Consider the following 1,067-nt stretch of genomic DNA (forward strand, 5'->3'; position numbering starts at 1 on the left):
GCACAAAAAAGAACGACGAAATTGTCGATCATGTTATGTAACTAATGCGCCAGTTAGTTGAAGAACGAATATAAAATTATGAAAATCAAAAAAACACCAATACATATGAACAAAATTCTTGTAAACCAATAATCATTAATGAAAGGAAATAGTTCAATTTTATTCTCATTAAACTCTTTATAATATATATAAAATTTCTCAAAATAAAATAAACCAACTCCTAAGAATATAATACCGACTATAAAAACAAAGATAGCTCCTATGACTTCTTTCATATTCAATTCCTTTCTTATTTTAAAACAAAATCAGACAAAAATATTATAAATATAGACACTGTTGTAAAAGTTATCCATCCTCTTTTCTTAGATACTGGTTTCTGGAGGACTTTGATTTTTGATACTAAATAAATAATTAAAGGAATCATAATAATTATAGACATATATTTGAACCAAAAAGAGATTCCTATTTTTTCAAAATAAAAAGAAATCAATGTTAGTACAATTACTATAGCAATACCTTGTGCTACGTTTTCCCATTTATTCATTACTCTAGCCCCCTTTTAACATCAAATGCTCATCATATTTCTATCATAAGGAATATATTTTAATCTACAATGGAAATTTATCCCTTTATCAATATACATTCAATTATCTTACCTTAGAGAGAAATAGAGGATGACCGATTAATGGTCATCCTCTATTTGTTGTTAAACAAAAGCGCCAGTTAGTTGTATAACTAATTTGATATTTTCTTTAATGCTTCAATAATCTTTATGGTACAAAATACAATAGTTGAACATAAAAATATGATAGAAAAAACAAGCATATGCATTGCTGAGTTAAATGCTCCATTTGTCACTGGAGCCTCTCCTCCAGCAAGTAGGCCTCCGACCGCAGAAAATAAAAATCCTAAAATTAAAACAAGAATTGAATATAGAAATTTTTTCAAATTAACCACCTCTATTTAAAAAATTCTACATAAATACATATTTTCCTATTAAAATTAAACTGGCAAATATAAAGATAAAAAAGCAACCAATGGTTGCTTTAATCTTCAACTAACGCGCC

Annotated in this window: 2 protein-coding genes; both read right to left on the reverse strand. The window is 27.1% G+C overall.

What is annotated here, in order from left to right; genetic code table 11:
- Positions 1-289: 289 nt before the first annotated feature.
- Positions 290-544, reverse strand: a complete 255-nt coding sequence (locus V7056_RS20630; protein ID WP_499704260.1) for a hypothetical protein — start codon at positions 542-544, stop codon at positions 290-292.
- A 191-nt stretch (positions 545-735) separates the two neighbouring features.
- Positions 736-948 (reverse strand): hypothetical protein, encoded by a 213-nt coding sequence (locus V7056_RS20635; protein ID WP_499704261.1) that lies wholly within the window; start codon positions 946-948, stop codon positions 736-738.
- Positions 949-1,067: the final 119 nt, after the last annotated feature.

Source organism: Bacillus sp. JJ664 (assembly GCF_036962205.1).
Lineage (GTDB): Bacteria > Bacillota > Bacilli > Bacillales > Bacillaceae_G > Gottfriedia.